This window comes from Klebsiella sp. EMBS2024, assembly GCF_036233805.1.
Taxonomy (GTDB): domain Bacteria; phylum Pseudomonadota; class Gammaproteobacteria; order Enterobacterales; family Enterobacteriaceae; genus Klebsiella; species Klebsiella pneumoniae.
The window spans coordinates 4,739,499-4,755,708 of the sequence record NZ_JAZARW010000001.1 but is presented as its reverse complement, the minus strand read 5'-3'; the positions used below and the strand labels follow the sequence as shown (position 1 = coordinate 4,755,708).

The following is a 16,210-nucleotide window of genomic DNA, read 5'->3' as shown; positions in this document are numbered from 1 at the left end:
GCTTCTTCTGCGGGTAACGTCAATCGATGAGGTTATTAACCTCACCGCCTTCCTCCCCGCTGAAAGTGCTTTACAACCCGAAGGCCTTCTTCACACACGCGGCATGGCTGCATCAGGCTTGCGCCCATTGTGCAATATTCCCCACTGCTGCCTCCCGTAGGAGTCTGGACCGTGTCTCAGTTCCAGTGTGGCTGGTCATCCTCTCAGACCAGCTAGGGATCGTCGCNTAGGTGAGCCGTTACCCCACCTACTAGCTAATCCCATCTGGGCACATCTGATGGCATGAGGCCCGAAGGTCCCCCACTTTGGTCTTGCGACATTATGCGGTATTAGCTACCGTTTCCAGTAGTTATCCCCCTCCATCAGGCAGTTTCCCAGACATTACTCACCCGTCCGCCGCTCGTCACCCGAGAGCAAGCTCTCTGTGCTACCGCTCGACTTGCATGTGTTAGGCCTGCCGCCAGCGTTCAATCTGAGCCATGATCAAACTCTTCAATTTAAGTTTGATGCTCAAAGAATTAAACTTCGTAATGAATTACGTGTTCACTCTTGAGACTTGGTATTCATTTTTCGTCCGAGGACGTTAAGAATCCATGTCACTTTGAGTGCCCACACAGATTGTCTGATAAATTGTTAAAGAGCAGTGCCGCTTCGTTTTCGCTGCGGCGCGGGGTGTGCATATTACGCTTTCCCGCTGCAGAGTCAAGCATTTATTTTTGCTTTTCTCTGCGAGGTTCTCACCGGAACCCCGCTGACCCGGCGGCTTGTTTGCCGTTGTTCCGTGTCAGTGGAGGCGCATTATAGGGAGTAATTCTGAGGTGACAAGGGGAAATGCAAAAAAACTTTTCGTTCGCTCGATTTTCCATCACAACGCGAGTTTTACGCGCTATTTGCGCGCCATTTGTGCGATTTCCCGAGCAAACCGGGATACCTGTTGCCAGTCGGTATAGACCACTTCTTTGCGGGTATCCGTTTCACCCCCGGTCATTTTCATAATCAGGCGGATCATAAACCGATCGTACCAGCTGTAGCGCGGGTAGCGCAGCGCGCCGGCAAATACCGCGCAGCTCTGCGGCTGCCACGGCGAGTTCAGCAGAAACTTACGCGTATAGCTGTTGGTCTGCGGCGTGCGCTTCTCGGGTTTACGCGCCACCAGGTTAACCGAAAAGAATGCCCCCGGCAGCGCCTGCAATGCTGCCAGATGCTTTTTCACAAAGCGGTCCACCGCCGGATGAAAGTGCCCGTAGCGAATCGACGCGCCAATGACCACCCGATCGTAGTGATGCCATTCGACGACATCGGTACGGTTCAGGTTCAGGGTGTCCGCATCGATGCCCAGCTCTTTAAGCTCAGAGGCGAGAAACGAAGCAATTTCACGGGTCTGCCCGTCGCGGGTGGAGAAGAGAATTAAAGTTTTCACGAGCACTCCTGTTATTCGCGCCAGAAAGTGGGGGTAAAGAGCACCAGTAAGGTGAACACTTCCAGACGACCAAACAGCATATTAGCAATCAGGATCCATTTCGCGACCGGGTTCATGGTGGCAAAGTTATCCGCGACGACGCCGAGCCCAGGCCCGAGGTTGTTCAATGTCGCCACCACGGAGGCGAAAGCAGAGAAGTCATCCACCCCGGTGGCGATAATCGCCAGCATACTAATGATAAAGACCAGCGCATAGGCGGAGAAGAATCCCCATACCGCTTCCAGAATACGTTCCGGCAGCGCGCGGTTACCTAATTTAATGCTATACACCGCATTCGGGTGCACCAGCCGCTTCAGCTCACGGTTGCCCTGCTTGAACAGCAACAGAATACGGATCACTTTTAATCCACCGCCCGTGGAGCCAGCGCAGCCGCCGATAAATGCGGAGCACAGCAACAGCACCGGAAGGAACAGCGGCCAGCGTGCAATACTATCGGTGGTGAACCCCGCGGTGGTCGCCATCGACACCACCTGGAAAAACGCCTGGTTCAGCGTCGTCAACACCGAGCCGTACACGTTATGAAGCCATAGCACCAGCGTACAGACGATGACCAGCGTCAACTGGACGCCAATGAACATCCTAAATTCGGGGTCGCGCCAGTACACCTTCAGGCTGCGTCCGCTCAACAACGAAAAATGCAGACCGTAATTACAGCCGGAGATCAGCAGGAAGATGGCAATGATGGAGTTGATCATCGGGCTGTTGAAATAGCCGACGCTGGCATCGTGAGTCGAGAAACCGCCGATGGCGATGGTGGCGAAACTGTGCCCGATCGCATCGAACGCCGGCATACCGGCAAACCAGAGCGCCAATGCGCAGGCGATTGTGAGTAACACATAGATGAGCCACAATGTCTTCGCCGTCTCGGCAATACGCGGACGCATCTTGTTATCCTTCAGCGGGCCGGGCATTTCCGCGCGGTAGAGCTGCATCCCCCCGACACCGAGGATAGGCAGAATCGCTACCGCCAGCACAATGATCCCCATGCCGCCGAACCACTGCAGCATCTGGCGATAAAAGAGGATAGCGTGCGGAAGCGAGTCCAGCCCCACCAGAGTGGTCGCCCCGGTCGTCGTCAGGCCGGAAAATGACTCGAAGAAGGCATCCGTCACCGTCAGGTTCGGCTGTTCGGAGAAGATAAAGGGCAAGGCCCCCACGCTCCCCAGCACGGTCCAGAACAGCACCACGATCAGAAACCCTTCACGAGATTTCAGTTCGCCTTTTTGCTTACGGTTCGGCCACCACAGCATGGAGCCGATCGCCAGAGCGACAAAGAAGGTTTGAGTGAAGGCCCGTCCCGCGCCATCGCGATATATCAGGGCCACTAATCCCGGGACGATCATCGTCCCCGAAAACAAGATGACCAGCAGTCCAACGATTCGGGTTATGGCGCGAAAATGCATCTCTGGCGCTTCCTTTGATAGGCAAAAAACAGAGGGGATTATTCGTTAATCTTCAGTAATTGCAATGAACCACGACTAAAATCAGCCAGTCTTGCTGAAAAAGCCGCCACTTCGGCCTGGGGAAGCGCCACGCGCAGCCGAACTGACGCCAGATATTCGCTTTCAACGACGTTTCCGGAGAATTGGGCGAGCAGCGCTTCGACGCCGGCCAGTTGCCCATACTCACACTGCAAAGTATATGCCGTTAACGGCGTCTTGCGCAGCGTCGTCAGCTGCGCCAGCGCCTGATGCACCCCGCCGCCATAGGCCTTAACCAGACCACCGGTGCCCAGCAGGATACCACCGTAGTAACGCACGACGACAGCGGTTATCTCGCCGACGCCGCTTCCCATCAGCTGCGCCAGCATCGGTTTACCCGCCGTTCCCGCCGGTTCGCCATCGTCTGAAAACCCCAACTGTTGCGAATCATCAGGCGGCCCCGCGACCCACGCCACGCAGTGGTGGCGGGCATCAGGATGATCCGCTCTGACGGACTCGACAAAAGCTTTTGCCGCCGCCACGCCGTCGGTATGCGCCAACAGCGTGATAAAACGGCTTTTTTTAATCTCCTCAACGACGGTAACCGGCGCCGCCGGGATTAACCAGCTCTCCATCAGGCCAGCTTCAGATCGCGCGTCATATTTTCGATGCTGTTTTCGTGAACCACCACGTTATCTTCGATACGGATCCCGCCAAACGGCTTCATGGCGTCAATTTTTTGCCAGTTGAAGTGCTTGCTGAATGGGCCTTCACGCCACGGCGCCAGTAACGACTCGATGAAGTAGATGCCGGGTTCAATGGTCAGCACCATACGCGGCTCGATAATACGGGTGCAGCGCAGGTACGGATATTTCGACGGCGCCGCCAGATGCGTACCGGTATCGTCCTGCATAAAGCCCGCAACATCATGCACCTGCAGACCCAGCGGATGGCCAATCCCGTGCGGCATAAACGGCCCGGTCAGGTCATTCTCCACCATCGCCTCTTCGCTCATGTCGGTAACCAACTGGTGTTTACGCAACAGCTTCGCGATACGCTGATGGAACTGGATATGGTAATCAATGTAACTGGTACCGGCCTTCATGGTACTAATCAGCGCCAGCTGCTCATCGTTAACGTCTTTGATCAGATGGGCAAAGTCGTTATCGCCGTGCGCCGCCCAGGTGCGCGTCAGATCTGCGGCATAGCCGTTATATTCCGCACCGGCGTCGAGCAGGAAACTGCGCATCTCCGCCGGGGCACGATGGTCCAGTTTGGTGTAGTGCAGGACGGAGGCATGCTCATTCAGCGCGACAATATTGCTGTAAGGCACGTCGGTATCACGATGGCCGGTGGCGGTGAGATAGGCCTGGTTGATATCGAATTCGCTCATTCCCGACTGGAAAGCTTCGTAGGCCGCACGATGACCATTCACCGCCGACTTCTGCGCTTCACGCATGCAGGCCAGCTCGTAATCGGTTTTGTAAGCCCGGTAGTAATGCAGGTAGTCGATAACCCCTTTCGGGTTGATCTTATCCGCGGCGATACCCAGGCCCAGCGCGCGCTCAGGCACCGGACCGATATAGCCAATATTACCGCGAGCAGCAGGCAGCTGGCTGCCGATGCCATCGGCCTTCGGTAGCGCGATCACGTCTATCTCTTCGGTCCAGAAAGAGGTCGGCAACGGCTCAACGTTATGCCAGTAATCTACCGGCAGATAGAACCACAGCTTCGGTTTATTCACACCGTCCACCAGCAGCCAGCAGTTAGGCACCTGAATCACAGGCACCCAGGCTTTGAACTGCGGATTGACCTTGAACGGGTACGGATGGTCATCAAGGAAGACGTTAACCAGCTCGCCGGAGTGAATCAGCAGAGCATCCATTTGAAAACGGGCCAGGACGTCGCGGGTACGTTCTTGTAGGGTAACAATATGATTTTTATAGAGCGCGGCCAGGGATTCCATCTTTTATCCTTTGCTTTTATGGGATCGTGATACACCGCATCTTAGCACATCGACCTGCGTGCGGGTGATTTCCGCCGGATGTGATCCGACCAGCAATTATTTAAAGAGTAATTTGCAATTCTTTAACATAAATTCCACACTCCGTTTCATCTGGTATGACCAGATCATATTGCTGGATTCAGGAGACTGACATGCTCTACAAAGGCGACACCCTGTACCTCGACTGGCTGGAAGATGGCATCGCCGAACTGGTGTTCGATGCCCCAGGTTCGGTCAACAAGCTTGATACCGCAACCGTAGCCAGCCTCGGTCATGCGCTGGACGTACTGGAAAAACAAAGCGATCTCAAAGGTCTGCTGCTGCGCTCTGAAAAAGCGGCATTTATCGTCGGCGCGGATATCACCGAATTCCTCTCGCTGTTCCTGGTCCCTGAGGAGCAGTTAAGCCAGTGGCTGCATTTTGCTAACAGCGTCTTCAATCGTCTGGAAGATCTCCCCGTCCCCACTATCTCTGCCGTCAATGGCTATGCGCTGGGCGGCGGCTGCGAATGCGTGCTGGCGACCGATTACCGCCTGGCGACGCCGGACCTGCGCATTGGGCTGCCAGAGACCAAGCTCGGCATTATGCCGGGCTTCGGCGGTTCCGTGCGTCTGCCGCGCCTGCTCGGCGCCGATAGCGCGCTGGAAATTATTGCCGCCGGGAAAGACGTCGGCGCCGATCAAGCACTGAAAATCGGCCTGGTGGATGGCGTGGTCGCTGCGGAAAAACTACGCGACGGCGCGCTGGCGATCCTACGTCAGGCCATGAATGGCGACCTGGACTGGAAAGCGAAACGTCAGCCGAAGCTGGAGCCGCTGAAGCTCAGCAAAATTGAAGCCGCCATGAGCTTCACGATTGCCAAAGGCATGGTCGCGCAAACCGCCGGGAAGCATTACCCGGCGCCGATCACCGCGGTCAAAACCATTGAAGCCGCCGCGCGTCTTGGTCGTGAAGAAGCCCTGGTGCTGGAAAATAAAAGCTTTGTCCCGCTGGCCCATACCAATGAGGCCCGCGCGCTGGTTGGTATCTTCCTGAACGACCAGTACGTCAAAGCGAAAGCGAAAAAGCTGACCAAAGATGTCGAGACGCCGAAGCATGCTGCCGTCCTGGGCGCTGGCATTATGGGCGGCGGTATCGCTTACCAGTCGGCCTGGAAGGGCGTGCCGGTGGTGATGAAAGACATCAGCGACAAATCGCTGACCCTTGGCATGACCGAAGCGGCGAAGCTGCTGAATAAACAGCTGGAACGCGGCAAAATCGACGGTCTGAAGCTGGCCGGAGTGATTAGCACCATTCAGCCAACGCTGGAATACAGCGGTTTTGACCGCGTCGACGTGGTTGTTGAAGCGGTGGTGGAAAACCCGAAAGTGAAGAAAGCCGTACTAGCGGAAACCGAGACAAAAGTGCGCCCGGATACCGTGCTGGCGTCCAACACCTCAACGATCCCCATCAGCGAGCTGGCCAGCGTTCTGCAGCGCCCGGAAAACTTCTGCGGTATGCACTTCTTTAACCCGGTGCATCGCATGCCGCTGGTTGAAGTGATCCGCGGCGAAAAAACCTCGGATAATACCATTGCCAAAGTGGTGGCCTGGGCCAGCAAAATGGGCAAAACGCCGATTGTGGTGAATGATTGTCCCGGCTTCTTCGTCAACCGGGTACTGTTCCCCTACTTCGCCGGCTTCAGCCAGCTGCTGCGCGACGGAGCGGACTTCCGCAAAGTCGACAAAGTGATGGAGAAACAGTTTGGCTGGCCGATGGGCCCGGCTTATCTGCTGGACGTGGTCGGCATCGATACCGCGCACCATGCTCAGGCGGTCATGGCGGCGGGCTTCCCGCAGCGGATGCAGAAAGATTATCGCGACGCCATCGACGCCCTGTTTGACGCCAACCGTTTCGGCCAGAAGAACGGCCTCGGCTTCTGGCGCTATAAAGACGACAGCAAAGGTAAGCCGAAGAAAGAAGAAGATGCTGCCGTCGACAGCCTGCTGGCCGACGTCAGCCAGTCGAAGCGCGATTTCAGCGATGAAGAGATTATCGCCCGCATGATGATCCCCATGGTTAACGAAGTCGTCCGCTGCCTGGAAGAAGGCATTATCGCCAGCCCGGCGGAAGCGGATATGGCGCTGGTATACGGCCTGGGCTTCCCTCCGTTCCACGGCGGCGCATTCCGCTGGCTGGACACCATCGGCAGCGCGAAGTATCTCGATATGGCGCAGCAATACCAGCACCTTGGCCCGCTGTATGAAGTGCCAGCCGGTCTGCGTGACAAAGCGCGCCATAACGAAGCGTATTATCCCCAGGTAGAGCCAGCCCGTCCGGTTGGCGCTCTGAAAACGGCTTAAGGAGTCACAATGGAACAGGTTGTCATTGTCGATGCAATTCGCACCCCGATGGGCCGTTCGAAGGGCGGCGCATTTCGCCACGTGCGCGCGGAAGACCTCTCCGCGCACCTGATGCGTAGCCTGCTGTCGCGCAATCCGTCGCTTGAGGCAAGCGCGATAGACGATATCTACTGGGGTTGCGTGCAGCAAACCCTCGAGCAGGGTTTTAACATCGCCCGTAACGCGGCGCTGCTGGCGGAGATCCCGCATTCGGTACCAGCAAATACGGTCAACCGTCTGTGCGGTTCTTCCATGCAGGCGCTGCACGATGCGGCCCGTATGATCATGACCGGCGATGCCAGCGTCTGCCTGATTGGCGGCGTCGAGCACATGGGCCATGTGCCAATGAGCCACGGCGTCGATTTCCATCCGGGCCTCAGCCGCAACGTGGCAAAGGCGGCAGGGATGATGGGGCTGACTGCGGAGATGCTGGCGCGTCTGCACGGTATTAGCCGCGAGATGCAGGATCAGTTCGCCGCGCGCTCTCACGCTCGTGCCTGGGCCGCAACCCAGTCCGGCGCATTCAAAGCGGAGATTATCCCCACCGGCGGCCACGATGCCGATGGCGTACTCAAGTCCTTTAACTATGACGAGGTGATCCGCCCGGAAACCACCGTCGAGACGCTGTCCACGCTTAAACCGGCGTTTGACCCGGTGACCGGTACGGTAACGGCGGGTACCTCTTCCGCCCTTTCCGATGGCGCAGCGGCGATGCTGCTGATGAGCGAAAGCCGCGCTCGCGAGCTGGGGCTGAAGCCGCGCGCTCGCGTCCGTTCAATGGCGGTGGTCGGCTGCGACCCGTCCATTATGGGTTATGGCCCGGTTCCGGCCTCAAAGCTGGCGCTGAAAAAAGCGGGCTTATCCACCAGCGATATCGACGTTTTTGAAATGAATGAAGCATTTGCCGCGCAGATCCTACCGTGTATTAAAGATCTGGGCTTAATGGAGCAGATCGATGAGAAGATCAACCTCAACGGCGGGGCGATCGCGCTCGGTCATCCGCTGGGCTGTTCCGGGGCGCGTATTAGCACCACGCTGATCAACCAGATGGAGCGCAAAGACGCTCAGTTCGGCCTCGCCACCATGTGTATCGGCCTGGGACAAGGGATCGCTACCGTGTTTGAGCGGGTTTAAGCGAAAGGGTATCTCAACGCCATTGCCACCAGAACCTGGCGGCTATGGCGAAGAGAGCAGGTTTAGTTGCCGTTCTTCCCGCCTGTCAGGGGCGGGTTTTTTATTTTCAGATAAACGCAAACGCATCGCCAAACAGGCGATCTTCACGCGCGCCGCGCTCATTACAGAACAGGTCGCGAGCGATCTTGGCCATCTCAAAACGACCGGCAATGTAGATGTCATGCTCGGCCAGCGTACCGTAATCCTGCAGCACGGCGGTGAGTACCGTACCGGAGCGACCACGCCACCTTTCTTCCGGCTGTTCGACCACCGGCTCGATGCGCAGATTCGGATGCTTGATGCTTAACGCTTCCAGCTCGGCCAGATCGTACAGATGCTTAGCCTCGCGGCCGCCCCAATAAATGGCGATATCGCGATCAGGGTTACGCGCCAGCGCGCTTAACAGAATAGAACGCACATAAGAGAATCCGGTACCGCCGGCGATCAGAATCAGCGGGCGATCTTCGTCATCGCGCAGCCACGCTTCGCCATGCGGAATATCAACCTCAATTTCACGCTCTTTCAGAATGCGATCCATGACCGCCATCGCGTACAGATTGAGCTCCGAGGCGCCGATATGCAGCTCGATAAATTCCTGTTCCGCCGGCGTGGAAGCCATGGAGAACGGGCGCTTGTCGCGCTCATCCATTACCACCATCAGATACTGGCCGGCACGGAAGGAAAATGCCGCTTCCGGCACTAATCGAACACGATATACGGTATCGGTAATCGCCTCCACCGAGGTCACTTTACAGCTTAAGGTTGTCATGCGTCCCCTCTGTCGGGTCAATAGAGCAAAACAGCGGCGTTAGCCCCGCTTACTGTTGTTTAAAGATGGCCAGTTCATCCCAGATGGCGTCAATACGCGCCGTAACGGCAGGATCTTTTTTGATTGGGCGACCCCATTCACGCTGGGTTTCGCCAGGCCATTTATTGGTGGCATCCAGCCCCATTTTTGAACCCAGGCCGGAAACCGGCGAGGCAAAATCCAGATAATCAATTGGCGTATTCTCTACCAGTACCGTATCACGAGCCGGGTCCATACGGGTAGTGATCGCCCAAATCACATCGTTCCAGTCGCGTGCATTGACGTCGTCATCGCAGACAATCACGAACTTGGTGTACATAAACTGGCGCAGGAACGACCAGACGCCCATCATTACGCGCTTGGCATGTCCCGCGTACTGTTTTTTCATGGTCACCACCGCCAGGCGATAGGAGCACCCTTCCGGCGGCAGATAGAAATCAACGATTTCCGGGAACTGCTTTTGCAGGATCGGCACAAAGACTTCATTCAGTGCCACGCCCAGCACCGCTGGCTCATCGGGCGGTCGGCCGGTATAGGTAGAATGATAAATCGCGTCTTCACGCTGGGTAATATGGGTTACCGTAAACACCGGGAACTGGTCTACTTCATTGTAGTAACCGGTGTGGTCGCCATACGGGCCTTCCGGCGCCATTTCACCGGCCTCAATGTAGCCTTCTAGCACAATTTCCGCGCTGGCCGGCACTTCAAGGTCATTGGAAACGCACTTAACCACTTCGGTCTTGGTGCCGCGCAGCAGGCCTGCGAAGGCATATTCCGACAGGGTATCGGGCACCGGCGTCACCGCGCCAAGAATGGTTGCCGGATCGGCGCCAAGCGCCACGGAAACCGGGAAGCGTTCGCCCGGACGCGCCGCGCACCACTCCTGGAAATCCAGCGCGCCGCCGCGATGAGACAGCCAGCGCATAATCAGTTTGTTTTTGCCGATCAGCTGCTGGCGATAAATCCCCAGGTTCTGCCGCTCTTTGTGCGGCCCGCGGGTTACCGTCAACCCCCAGGTGATCAGCGGCGCGGCATCTTCCGGCCAGCAGGTCATAATCGGGATTTTATTCAGGTCGACATCATCGCCCTGGATGATTTTTTGCTGACAGGGGGCGCCGCGCAGGCGTTTGGTCGGCATATTCAGCACTTGCTTGAACTGCGGCAGCTTATCAAACAGGTCGCGGAAGCCTTTTGGCGGCTCAGGTTCTTTCAGAAAGGCCAACAGTTTACCCACCTCGCGCAGCGAACTGACATCCTCCTGCCCCATCCCCAACGCCACGCGACGCGGCGTGCCGAACAGATTGCACAGCACCGGCATGGTATAGCCTTTCGGATTCTCAAACAGCAGCGCCGGGCCGCCGGCGCGCAGAGTCCGGTCGGCAATTTCGGTGATTTCCAGGTGAGGATCGACCGGCAGAGTGATACGTTTTAGTTCGCCCTGTTGTTCCAGGAGTGTCAGAAAGTCGCGAAGATCGTGATATTTCATGGAAGTGTTATTGACCTCTCTACAGGCGGCTAATTATACGGTGTTCGACGGCGCGATGCTGTAATTTTGTTAAATTAGCGTGAAAGAACGCTGAAATTTGGATTTCAATTATAATGGCTTTCGCGATTACACCAGCCATTTGTTATGCTTGCCGTTATTAGAAGTGGAATGAGTCATTATGCAAGCCTGGTACTTACTGTATTGCAAACGTGGGCAGCTACAACGAGCCCAGGAACATCTGGAACGTCAGTCAGTTAACTGCCTGATGCCGACGATTGCGCTGGAAAAAATCATTCGCGGTAAACGCACCATGGTCAGCGAACCGTTGTTCCCGAACTACCTGTTTATTGAGTTCGATCCAGAGGTGATTCATACCACCACCATCAGCGCCACTCGCGGGGTTAACAACTTCGTGCGCTTTGGCGCCCTACCCGCTATCGTCCCCTCGGCGGTCATCCATCAGCTTTCTATCTACAAACCGGAAGGGATTACCGACCCGGAAACGCCGCATGAGGGCGATAGCGTGCTAATCACCGACGGCGCGTTTGAAGGCCTGGAGGCGATCTTCACCGAGCCCGACGGCGAAGCGCGCTCTATGTTGCTGTTAAACCTGCTGAATAAGCAAGTCCTGCAGAGCGTTAAAAATACCGACTTCCAGAAAATCTAAACGCCGTTAATGTCGACGCCAAACAGCGCCCTGACGTTTGCGTCCGTTTGCGCCTCCAGCCATTGCGCCTCCTCGCCACGCCAGGCCGCGACGCTGGCCAGGATATGCGGCAAATACGCGGGCTCGTTACGCCGCGAGGCCGGTTTCGGCTTGAGGTCGCGCGGCAGCAGATAAGGCGCATCGGTCTCCAGCAGCAGACGTTCCGCCGGGATCGCCGGCAGCAGCTCGCGCAGCTCCAGTCCCCGCCGCTCATCGCATACCCAACCGGTAATACCGATAAACAGGCCCAGATCCAGGCATTCCTGCACCTCACTGCGGCTGCCGGTAAAGCAGTGCAGCACCGCGCCCGGGATCTTCTCAAGCCAGGGTTTAAGCAGCGTCAGAAACCGATCGTGGGCGTCGCGGCAGTGCAAAAACACCGGCATCGACAGCTCAGCGGCCAGCGCCAACTGGGCGCTGAACGCTACCTCCTGCTCGTGCGGCGTGGAAAAATTCCGGTTAAAATCCAGACCGCACTCGCCTATCGCCACCACCTGCGGCTCGCCGGCGAGGGTATAAATCGCCTCGGCGACCGCTGGCGTCCAGCTGCTACCGTCATGGGGATGAACTCCCGCCGTGGACCAGCAGCCGGAATAGCGGCTCGCCAGTTTCTGCGCCTGCTGGCTCTCCGCCAAATTTGTGCCGGTCAGCAGCATGCCGTTAACCCCCGCCGCCAGGGCGCGCGCTACTACCTCATCATGATCGCGGGAAAACTGCGAACTGGTCAGATTAACGCCGATATCAAACATGATCGCTCCCATATGCCAACCGCCCTGACGGGCGGTTGGCGGTATTACTCTTCTCTGTGCTCTGCGGCTTCAGCTTCGGCCGCGGCGTCGTCATCGCGCGTCAGGCGCTTCCCGGTGTAGAAGCGGGCGAAGAACACCCCGACTTCAAACAGACAGTACATCGGAATGGCCAGCAGTGTCTGCGAGAATACGTCCGGCGGCGTCAGCAGCATGCCCACCGCGAAGGCACCCACCAGCACATACGGCCTTTTTTTACGCAAGTCTTCCGGCGTGGTAACGCCCATCCAGCAGAGCAACACAATGGCGACCGGCACCTCAAAGGAGACCCCGAATGCCATAAACAGCGCCATCACGAAGTCGAGATAGCTGCGAATATCGGTCGAGACCAGCACCCCTTCCGGCGCCGCATGGGTCAGGAAGCCGAACGCCAGCGGAAACACGACAAAATAGGCGAAAGCCATGCCGATATAGAACAGCAGGGTACTGGATACCAGTAAAGGCACCACCAGCCGGCGTTCGTGCTTATACAACGCCGGCGCGACGAAGGCCCATACCTGGTAAAGAATAATCGGCACCGACAGGATCACCGACACCATGAAGGTCAACTTTATCGGCGTAAAGAAAGGTGAAGCGACATCGGTGGCGATCATCGTCGCGCCCACTGGCATCTTACTGATAAGCGGGGCCGAGACCAGCTGGTAGATATCATTGGCGAAATAGACCAGCGCCAGGAAGATCACCAGAATAGCAATGATGCTGTTGAGCAGACGCTTGCGCAGCTCAATCAGATGCGAAATTAGCGGTTGTGTATCGTCTACGCCCATGTTTACGGTTTATCACTCGATGCGGGGGAAGAATGGGGAACTGCCGCCGTAGCGGACGTTTTCTCTGCCTGAAGGTCAGCCGGTGAAGCAGATTGCTCGTCGGCAACGGGATCTGGCGCATGAGCCGGAGCGCTGGCCTGATGTTCTGCCGTCGCCGGCGTGACGTCCTGGCGCTGCGCTTCGCTGCCTTTGACCACCGGATTAAGGATGGTATTGGCTTCGTCGCTGGCTTTTTCGGGATCGTGGGCGCTATAGGAGCGCTTCATCGACTCCGCGGCCTCGCGCAGTTCATCCATCGAGGCTTTCAGCTCCGGCGTCAGGTTATTCAGGCTAGCCTTTTCCACCTTCTTCAGGCTCTCCTGGAACTCCTGCAGTTTTAGCTCCTGGGCCAGCTCATTTTGTACCGTGGTCGCCAGCGAGCGTAACGTACGGATCCAGCCAACTACCGTTTTAACCGCTACGGGAAGCCGCTGTGGCCCCAGAACAATGAGGCCAATCACAAACACCAGCAGTAGTTCACTAAAACCAATATCGAACACGAGTTACACCTGCTCTTTGTCGTGGCGTTTTGTCTCGTCTTTTTTTGCATCATCCTGTTTATCGGCGATGGTTTTCGCCGTGAAATCTGCGTCTGGCGCCGACTTTTCGGGTTTATCATCATCACTCATGGCTTTTTTAAAGCCTTTGATAGATGCCCCTAAGTCAGACCCCAGCGAGCTCAGCTTCTTCGTCCCAAAAAGCAGAACTACGATGACGACAACAATTAATAACTGCCAAATACTGATACCACCCATACACGTTCCCCTATGACAGATGATGAATTGTGTGGACGCATTATACACGCCATCCTGCGAGCCGCCTCTTCGTCAGGCCGCCGACATGATTTTGCGCAAATAAGCCTGCGTCATGAAGAGGCGAACCGATCAGTGGGTTTTCCGCCAGCCAATAAGCCAGGTCACCACACCGCCGGCCATCAGCCAACCGGGCATCATTCCCCACTCAGGGCGATGGATAAAGAGCAGCGTACCACTGAGCAATAAAACCGCGCCTATACCAAACAGGTAACGGGATTGGCCCTGGCGCACATGACGCACATGCATATCCCGCACAATAGTATCGACGCTGGTCTGCAGCTGTTTGCTCTGCTGCAGGCTCTGATACACCAGCTCAGGTATTTCCGGCATTCTTTCGATCCAGAACGGCGCTTTGTCTTTAAACGCGCGCACCAGCGCCGGAATGCCGACCTGATCTTTGATCCACGACTCGAGGAAAGGCTTCGCCGTTTTCCACAAGTCTAACTGAGGATAGAGCTGCCGGCCTACCCCTTCTACGTAAAGTAATGTCTTCTGTAGTAAAACGAGCTGCGGCTGGACTTCCATATTGAAACGCCGCGCGGTATTGAACAGATTAAGCAGCACGTGGCCGAAGGAGATCTCCGCCAGCGGCTTCTCAAAGATCGGCTCGCAGACCGTGCGGATCGCGAACTCAAACTCTTCAACGTTGGTATCGGGCGGAACCCAACCGGAATCGACGTGCAGCTCGGCAACTTTACGATAATCGCGGTTGAAAAAGGCGATAAAGTTTTCCGCCAGATAGCGCTTATCTTCTTTGTTCAGTGAGCCGACAATACCGCAGTCGATGCCGATATACTGCGGATCTTCCGGATGCTCGTAGCTGACGAATATGTTGCCAGGATGCATATCGGCATGGAAGAAGCTGTCGCGGAACACCTGGGTGAAGAAGACCTGCACGCCCCGCTCCGCCAGCAGCTGCATATTGGTGCCCTGGGCCTCCAGCGCCTCCACATCGGACACCGGGATACCGTAAATGCGCTCCATTACCATCATGCTTTCGCTGCAGTAGTCGGGGTACACCTCCGGCACGTACAGCATCGGGCTGTCTTCGAAATTACGCCGCAGCTGAATAGCGTTGGCGGATTCCCGCAGCAGGTTCAGCTCATCCAGCAGCGTTTTTTCATATTCACGAACTACCTCCTGCGGGCGCAGACGACGACCGTCAGGCAGCAGACGCGGTACCCAGCGCGCCAGGCGGTAGATGAGCTTCATGTCCGCTTTAATGATCGGCAAAATATCCGGGCGGATAACCTTGATCACCACCTCTTTGCCATTCTCTTTCAGACGCGCGGTATGCACCTGGGCGATGGACGCCGAGGCTAACGGCTCAACGGAGAAATCATCAAACCAGGCCTCGACCGGCAGCCCCCCCATCGCTTTCTCTATCTGCTGCTGCGCGAGCTTCCCTTCAAAGGGCGCCACGCGGTCCTGCAACAGCGCCAGCTGATCGGCAATATGCGGCGGAAAGAGATCCCGGCGGGTGGAAAGCATCTGGCCGAATTTTATCCACACCGGCCCCAGCTCCTGGAGCGCCAGCCGAAGGCGGGCGCCAAGAGGCTGATCCTGATGGCGGTTTGGCATCCAGAACAGCATCCGCCGCCAGATACGCAGCGGCAGCGTGATGCGCATTTTGGGGATGAGCTCATCGAGCCCGTAGCTCAAAAAGGTGTGGATGATGAAATACAGGCGCCGTAATTCTCCTGGCGTCATTTGCCCTCCAGCGTTTCCAGCCGTTTTTCCAGTGCGGCCAGCGCGCGCTCAATAGCCGTTGTCTCTTCAGCAAACCAGGCCAGCTCCAGCGGCCCCGGCGCCAGGCACCACTCTTCAGTGATCGCTTCCGCGACATAGCGCTGCTGGCGCTCTGCGCCCTTCAGCAGAAACTGAGCGCCGCCGCGCAGGACTTTACCGACGCCTTCGGCCACAATATCGCCGGTATAGGGCGCCAGCAGTTCAGCGGGATCAAACTCTGCCAGGTCGCACAGGGAGACCATATTCTGCACCACCTGCAGATCGCCCTGCACTTCCAGATCACTGCTGCGAATAAGCGCCGTGAGCTGCTGACGATTGCGCAGTTTTGGCAGCACGCTGAGCCGGGTAATCACGGTGCAATCGGCCTCTCCGTCCCAGGAGCTCAGGACGTCAACCTGGCGTTCGCTGAATACCAGCACCACGGGCGTGGCGAAATCCTGCAGCTGGACCCGCAATACCTTGCCCAGCAGGCGCTGGCGAGCGGGTTTAAGCGCTTTGTCGCGCCAGAGGAAAGTATTCAGCGCCGTTTCAATGCCAGCGGTAACCAGGGGTGTGAAAGGCATAGCGTCCCTCC

15 protein-coding genes and 1 rRNA gene (1 of these 16 running past the window's edge) are annotated in these 16,210 nt (G+C 56.9%); 3 read left to right on the top strand and 13 right to left on the bottom strand.

The window, feature by feature from the left end:
• The 5 genes from VZP09_RS21815 to pepQ all read right to left on the bottom strand — a co-directional run.
• Nucleotides 1-499: ribosomal RNA gene (locus tag VZP09_RS21815) — 16S ribosomal RNA — on the bottom strand; it reaches 1,041 nt to the left of the window's first position.
• Nucleotides 500-886: 387 nt separating this feature from the next.
• Complete coding sequence (hemG, locus tag VZP09_RS21810) at nt 887-1,420, bottom strand: menaquinone-dependent protoporphyrinogen IX dehydrogenase (protein ID WP_002883453.1); 534 nt, start codon at nt 1,418-1,420, stop codon at nt 887-889.
• Nucleotides 1,421-1,431: 11 nt separating this feature from the next.
• Nucleotides 1,432-2,883 carry a Trk system potassium transporter TrkH gene (gene trkH / locus VZP09_RS21805; RefSeq protein WP_002883450.1) on the bottom strand — a complete coding sequence of 484 codons (1,452 nt, stop codon included), beginning with the start codon at nt 2,881-2,883 and terminating at the stop codon, nt 1,432-1,434.
• 38 nt (nt 2,884-2,921) lie between these two features.
• On the bottom strand, nt 2,922-3,536 hold the full coding sequence (locus VZP09_RS21800; protein ID WP_002883449.1) for an IMPACT family protein: 615 nt from the start codon (nt 3,534-3,536) through the stop codon (nt 2,922-2,924).
• On the bottom strand, nt 3,536-4,867 hold the full coding sequence (gene pepQ / locus VZP09_RS21795; RefSeq protein ID WP_020804037.1) for a Xaa-Pro dipeptidase: 1,332 nt from the start codon (nt 4,865-4,867) through the stop codon (nt 3,536-3,538). The genes VZP09_RS21800 and pepQ overlap by 1 nt, the downstream gene beginning before the upstream one ends.
• Before the next feature lie 191 nt (nt 4,868-5,058).
• Between pepQ and fadB the strand changes: the two genes are divergently transcribed.
• Together fadB and fadA are read left to right on the top strand one after the other, a co-directional pair.
• Nucleotides 5,059-7,248 (top strand): fatty acid oxidation complex subunit alpha FadB, encoded by a 2,190-nt coding sequence (fadB, locus tag VZP09_RS21790; RefSeq protein ID WP_004213300.1) that lies wholly within the window; start codon nt 5,059-5,061, stop codon nt 7,246-7,248.
• Nucleotides 7,249-7,257: 9 nt separating this feature from the next.
• On the top strand, nt 7,258-8,421 hold the full coding sequence (fadA, locus tag VZP09_RS21785) for an acetyl-CoA C-acyltransferase FadA (protein WP_004150456.1): 1,164 nt from the start codon (nt 7,258-7,260) through the stop codon (nt 8,419-8,421).
• Nucleotides 8,422-8,527: 106 nt separating this feature from the next.
• Here the strand turns inward: fadA and fre are convergent, their stop codons facing one another.
• Nucleotides 8,528-9,229: an NAD(P)H-flavin reductase gene (fre, locus tag VZP09_RS21780; RefSeq protein ID WP_328795406.1), complete on the bottom strand. Its 702-nt coding sequence runs from the start codon at nt 9,227-9,229 to the stop codon at nt 8,528-8,530.
• A 49-nt stretch (nt 9,230-9,278) separates the two neighbouring features.
• On the bottom strand, nt 9,279-10,754 hold the full coding sequence (gene ubiD, locus VZP09_RS21775) for a 4-hydroxy-3-polyprenylbenzoate decarboxylase (RefSeq protein WP_009309755.1): 1,476 nt from the start codon (nt 10,752-10,754) through the stop codon (nt 9,279-9,281).
• 178 nt (nt 10,755-10,932) lie between these two features.
• On the opposite strand from ubiD, the gene rfaH reads away from it, so the two are divergent.
• Nucleotides 10,933-11,421 (top strand): transcription/translation regulatory transformer protein RfaH, encoded by a 489-nt coding sequence (gene rfaH, locus VZP09_RS21770; RefSeq protein WP_002883430.1) that lies wholly within the window; start codon nt 10,933-10,935, stop codon nt 11,419-11,421.
• Here the strand turns inward: rfaH and tatD are convergent.
• The 6 genes from tatD to ubiJ all read right to left on the bottom strand — a co-directional run bounded on the left by tatD (nt 11,418) and on the right by ubiJ (nt 16,199).
• Nucleotides 11,418-12,221 carry a 3'-5' ssDNA/RNA exonuclease TatD gene (gene tatD / locus VZP09_RS21765; RefSeq protein ID WP_004146458.1) on the bottom strand — a complete coding sequence of 268 codons (804 nt, stop codon included), beginning with the start codon at nt 12,219-12,221 and terminating at the stop codon, nt 11,418-11,420. The genes rfaH and tatD overlap by 4 nt on opposite strands.
• A 32-nt stretch (nt 12,222-12,253) precedes the next feature.
• Complete coding sequence (gene tatC, locus VZP09_RS21760) at nt 12,254-13,033, bottom strand: Sec-independent protein translocase subunit TatC (RefSeq protein ID WP_328795405.1); 780 nt, start codon at nt 13,031-13,033, stop codon at nt 12,254-12,256.
• A 2-nt stretch (nt 13,034-13,035) separates the two neighbouring features.
• On the bottom strand, nt 13,036-13,572 hold the full coding sequence (gene tatB / locus VZP09_RS21755; protein WP_002883426.1) for a Sec-independent protein translocase protein TatB: 537 nt from the start codon (nt 13,570-13,572) through the stop codon (nt 13,036-13,038).
• Nucleotides 13,573-13,575: 3 nt separating this feature from the next.
• On the bottom strand, nt 13,576-13,827 hold the full coding sequence (tatA, locus tag VZP09_RS21750; RefSeq protein WP_002883425.1) for a Sec-independent protein translocase subunit TatA: 252 nt from the start codon (nt 13,825-13,827) through the stop codon (nt 13,576-13,578).
• A 129-nt stretch (nt 13,828-13,956) separates the two neighbouring features.
• Nucleotides 13,957-15,597, bottom strand: a complete 1,641-nt coding sequence (gene ubiB, locus VZP09_RS21745; protein WP_032105229.1) for a ubiquinone biosynthesis regulatory protein kinase UbiB — start codon at nt 15,595-15,597, stop codon at nt 13,957-13,959.
• A complete protein-coding gene (ubiJ, locus tag VZP09_RS21740) occupies nt 15,594-16,199 on the bottom strand; it encodes a ubiquinone biosynthesis protein UbiJ (protein ID WP_201531583.1) in 606 nt (201 codons plus the stop codon). Before ubiJ ends, ubiB begins: the two co-directional genes overlap by 4 nt.
• Nucleotides 16,200-16,210: the final 11 nt, after the last annotated feature.

Coding starts and splice junctions, on each gene's coding strand:
- ubiJ (WP_201531583.1), bottom strand. CDS start 16,199: ATGCCTTTCACACCCCTGGTTACCGCTGGCATTGAAACGGCGCTGAAT.
- VZP09_RS21800 (WP_002883449.1), bottom strand. CDS start 3,536: ATGGAGAGCTGGTTAATCCCGGCGGCGCCGGTTACCGTCGTTGAGGAG.
- pepQ (WP_020804037.1), bottom strand. CDS start 4,867: ATGGAATCCCTGGCCGCGCTCTATAAAAATCATATTGTTACCCTACAA.
- trkH (WP_002883450.1), bottom strand. CDS start 2,883: ATGCATTTTCGCGCCATAACCCGAATCGTTGGACTGCTGGTCATCTTG.
- ubiB (WP_032105229.1), bottom strand. CDS start 15,597: ATGACGCCAGGAGAATTACGGCGCCTGTATTTCATCATCCACACCTTT.
- fadA (WP_004150456.1), top strand. CDS start 7,258: ATGGAACAGGTTGTCATTGTCGATGCAATTCGCACCCCGATGGGCCGT.
- rfaH (WP_002883430.1), top strand. CDS start 10,933: ATGCAAGCCTGGTACTTACTGTATTGCAAACGTGGGCAGCTACAACGA.
- tatD (WP_004146458.1), bottom strand. CDS start 12,221: ATGGGAGCGATCATGTTTGATATCGGCGTTAATCTGACCAGTTCGCAG.
- fre (WP_328795406.1), bottom strand. CDS start 9,229: ATGACAACCTTAAGCTGTAAAGTGACCTCGGTGGAGGCGATTACCGAT.
- ubiD (WP_009309755.1), bottom strand. CDS start 10,754: ATGAAATATCACGATCTTCGCGACTTTCTGACACTCCTGGAACAACAG.
- tatC (WP_328795405.1), bottom strand. CDS start 13,033: ATGGGCGTAGACGATACACAACCGCTAATTTCGCATCTGATTGAGCTG.
- fadB (WP_004213300.1), top strand. CDS start 5,059: ATGCTCTACAAAGGCGACACCCTGTACCTCGACTGGCTGGAAGATGGC.
- tatA (WP_002883425.1), bottom strand. CDS start 13,827: ATGGGTGGTATCAGTATTTGGCAGTTATTAATTGTTGTCGTCATCGTA.